This is a genomic window from Paracoccus aestuariivivens (assembly GCF_009711225.1).
Taxonomy (GTDB): domain Bacteria; phylum Pseudomonadota; class Alphaproteobacteria; order Rhodobacterales; family Rhodobacteraceae; genus Paracoccus; species Paracoccus aestuariivivens.
Map to the genome: position 1 here is coordinate 1 of NZ_WMIE01000050.1, position 3,774 is coordinate 3,774.

General features: G+C 59.1%; 2 protein-coding genes, 1 tRNA gene and 1 pseudogene. 1 reads left to right on the forward strand and 3 read right to left on the reverse strand.

The window, feature by feature from the left end; all coding sequences use genetic code 11:
* Positions 1-533: 533 nt before the first annotated feature.
* From GL286_RS21930 to phaR, 3 genes are all read right to left on the reverse strand, one after another.
* Positions 534-1,568 (reverse strand): IS110 family RNA-guided transposase, encoded by a 1,035-nt coding sequence (locus tag GL286_RS21930; protein ID WP_155097684.1) that lies wholly within the window; start codon positions 1,566-1,568, stop codon positions 534-536.
* Positions 1,569-2,291: 723 nt separating this feature from the next.
* Positions 2,292-2,381, reverse strand: a tRNA-Ser gene (locus tag GL286_RS21935).
* Positions 2,382-2,423: 42 nt separating this feature from the next.
* Positions 2,424-3,008, reverse strand: a complete 585-nt coding sequence (gene phaR / locus GL286_RS21940; protein ID WP_155097685.1) for a polyhydroxyalkanoate synthesis repressor PhaR — start codon at positions 3,006-3,008, stop codon at positions 2,424-2,426.
* A 157-nt stretch (positions 3,009-3,165) separates the two neighbouring features.
* On the opposite strand from phaR, the pseudogene GL286_RS23010 reads away from it, so the two are divergent.
* Positions 3,166-3,638 (forward strand): annotated as a pseudogene (locus tag GL286_RS23010) (transposase); the annotation flags it as partial.
* Between the last annotated feature and the right edge of the window lie 136 nt (positions 3,639-3,774).

The following is a 3,774-nucleotide window of genomic DNA, read 5'->3' on the forward strand; positions in this document are numbered from 1 at the left end:
ACCGGCTGGAACTGGTTGACCATCGCGGTCCGCGTCGTCGGCTCATGGACCTGCGCCATCGCCATCCTTCTTGGGGCTGCTGCGATCCGGGGTTAGTTTTAGCTCGAACGGGCCAATCCAATTGCCCGCTCGCTGCAGCCGATACTTACGGTCGCCGGTCCAGCTTTGCCAAGGTTACAATCCTGCGCTTCCCTCAATTTGCTTTTGGCATAATAGCATTACCGGGATGCATCAGCGGTGCCACATTTTGCAGGTGCAGCGAATGCCCGCTTCTCTAATCGGGCGATCAGGTCAAGCTCTGCTTTTTCATGCTCATCATCGGGATATTGTCGCTCATCCGGGTCACGCTTCTCTACGCAGTCTGAACTGGCCCGTGATGATGTGAAGGCCGCTGCATGCATGTGTCGGATTGGCTGTGGAGCGCCCTGCTTCGTCTCGCGGTGTGTTTCCAGCCGCAGCAGACATGTTCGGCGTCATCCACGGACCTCGTCCGGTGAGGACGATCCCGTCGCAATCAGGTAAGAGAGGTCATCTCATGCGACGCCCTCCGCAGGATCACGACGGAACTCTGTGCCATCGGTCCACATGCGGTGCATGACGACGGCGAGCTTTCTGGCGACAGCGACCACCGCACGGCGGCGCCCCTTCCTGCGCACCAGGCGCAGACCCCAGCTTTTGATGCCGGACCCCGAGACGACGCGCATCAGCATCGCATTCGCCGCTGAATAGAGCGCGGTACGCACATCAGGGTCCCCGGCCTTCGATATCCGGCCGGGGTTATCCGTTTCACCGGACTGATAGCGTCGGGGCGTCAGACCGAAGTGGGCCGCCACAGTGCGCGATCGACTGAACCTTGCCGGATCGTCAACGGCTGCGCGGAAGGTCAGGGCCGCCACGGGGCCCACCCCCGGGATACCCATGAAACGTAGACAGACCTCGTCCCGGCTCGCTTCCTGTTTCACGCGCCGGTCCAGTTCGCGATAGGTCTGGTAGAGCACCGCGCGAGCATCAAGCAATGGCAGCAGAGCACGGGCAAGGTCAGGATCCGCGACGATGATTGGCCGAACGCGATCATCGAAAGCCGCCTGCTCCAGGCGCGGCGGCAGGCGCAGGCCGAAGACCCGAAACAGGCCCCGGATCTCGTTTGCGAGGTCGATGCACTTGCGCTGAATCGCTTTGCGGCAAGTCAGCAGCGCCCGGATCGCATGGGCTTCGCGGCTCTTGATATGGACCGGGCTGAACCAGCCGGAGCGCAGGACCTGCGCGATGCCGCGTGCATCGGTGCGGTCGGTCTTGTTGCGCATCGCAGAAAGCGCGGCATTCACCTGCCGCGCCTCCATGCAGACAACATCGAAGCCGGCCGCTTTCAGGCCGCGGTAAAGGTGCTGGCTCATCGCGCCGACTTCGAAGCCAATCTGCTTCAGAGGCTGCCCGCAGGCTTTAAGACAGGTGACGATATCCGCGATCTCGAACGCGACGCTTCGCTCGAAGACAACTTTTCCCTGAGCGTCGATGACGCAGATCGCAACCGAGCGAAGCGACACGTCCAGTCCGGCATAGTGGTCCATAGCGCTCTCCTGTGATGCAGAAACATCTGCAGTCTACATTGAGCTCGACCCCGTCAGTGTGGGGAGCGCCCGATTACCCATGCTTCGTCCAATTGCTGGCACTCGATTGAGGATTTCGCTGCGCAGTGCCTGAGCGGCGACTACCGGGAATGCGGCGAAGCGGCGAGACTCGAGCTCGACCGGCAGGTATGGGCCATGCCTACTATGGTCAAGCGGCTCCAGACCCGGTTCGGCCCGTCGGATCCCCTCTACTCCACTACTCCGTGGCGCATGCGCTATCATATAGCTGGAGGGTGCCGTGGTGCATTGGCCCCTTGGGGCCAATTTTGGGTGGTTAGATTTTTGCGAGTCAATGCCGCTATCGGACTGTGCTGTTGCGCCCGAAATAGTGGATGTTGTCTAGCATCAGGTGGAGGAGTTAATGGAGATCAGAGCACCTGGTGAACACCGGGAAGGAAGATTGCAGCTCGGAAGCTGAACGCTCGTTTTCGCTATCCACGCTAATAGATGCGGCAGTCACTTGATCACTTCATCGGAGATCAGCGCATCGTCCAGCAAGCGTGTCGATGTTGATTTCCACCAACCGGGTCACGTCTCAGTGGAGATCAACACCACGGAATCATCTTGTTGCAGTCGGTCGCATTCAATCGCTGATGGGATGGCGGGCATATTGGCGGATAAACGACCGATAACGCCAAATATCCATTTAGTATCAATGATATATGGCGGACAGTGAGGGATTCGAACCCTCGAGACGGTTCCCCGCCTACACACTTTCCAGGCGTGCGCCTTCGACCACTCGGCCAACTGTCCGTGAGCGCCCGTCTATCGTGATAGACGGGGCTACGCAAGGCGTTAGAGCTTGGAAATTTGCTTCTGTAGCTCAGCAAGTTGTCGACGGATTTCATCCATATCCGCAGCATCTCCGGGCTTGCGGGAGGTCGCGGTTCTGGCGTGGGCACCGTCGTCGTCGGGCTCCGGCCCACTCGTGCCGGGCCAACCCGCCGTCATGGCGCGCAGAAACATCTGTTGTTGCCGCTGCAGAGCCTCGAAACCCGGCATCGAGGACATGGGATTGGGGAAGGTCGCCATATTCTCCATGATCTTAGACTGTCCCTCGCGTAGCATTTCGAAACTGGCGGCAAGAAACTGCGGGACGACGGACTGCGCTTGCGTGGTATAACTGCGCACAAGATCGGTCAGCACATCAATAGGCAGAACATTCTCGCCCCGGCTTTCATGCTCGGCGATAATTTGCAGCAGGTACTGACGCGTCAGGTCATCTCCCGACTTCAGGTCGACGATTTTCACCTGCCGCCCCTTGCGGATCAGCGCCGCAACATCCTCAAGCGTAACGTAATCGCTGGTCTCGGTGTTATAAAGCCGACGGCTTGCGTATCGCTTGATCAAGAGCGGGGCTGTGTTGTCAACCTCGGCCATGTCCCCTCCAGCTATGCATTTGCAGCATGATGAAAAAATGGCAGCGAAATTGCAAAGAAAATCGCCGCGATAACCCTAACACGTTACTGCTAGTCGCGAGGGGCGACGCCGTATGCAAACTTGATTCACGCTTCCTGCAAGACGAGAGGGACAGTGGATGCGGGGATCGGACGAGGCGAGCGGTTCGCTTTTCTCCTATGTTGATCTTGAGCAGCGCATCCCTGCCCGGCATCCGTTGCGCAAGATCCAACAGGTGGTGAATGACGCACCCGTCAGCCTCGATGATGAATTCAACCGATTTTATGCCATGGGCGGTCGCCCCTCGATCACACCTGAGGGTCTGATCCTGGCCAGCCTGCTGCAAATCCTGTTTTCGATCCGCTCGCGGCGGCAACTGATGGAACAGATGCGGTATAACCTGTTGTTGCGCTGGTTCGTCGGCCTCGGATCGATGATCCGGACCGGGGTGAAGGGCGCGCGGAAATCTGTCCGGTGGACAGATTTCAGCCCTGAACGGGCGACGCCCCGGACCGAAAACCGACGGTCTTCACCAAGAACCGCGACCGGCGGCTGACGACCGAGATGTCGCGCCCGGCGATGACGGTGGATCCGGCGATCTGCCACCCTCAATGCCTATCGTGTCCGCTCTGAACACCTCCCGACGCATTGATTTTGGGTGATCAACCTTAGGCTTCATTCGCTTTGAATTGCAGGGTTTCGTATGCTTTGGCGAGAAACCCTGCAATTTCCGGTCGCCGATGAAGCC

Bases quoted from the DNA above. Each gene is read 5' to 3' on its own strand.
- GL286_RS21930 (WP_155097684.1), bottom strand. From the start codon at position 1,568: ATGGACCACTATGCCGGACTGGACGTGTCGCTTCGCTCGGTTGCGATC.
- phaR (WP_155097685.1), bottom strand. From the start codon at position 3,008: ATGGCCGAGGTTGACAACACAGCCCCGCTCTTGATCAAGCGATACGCA.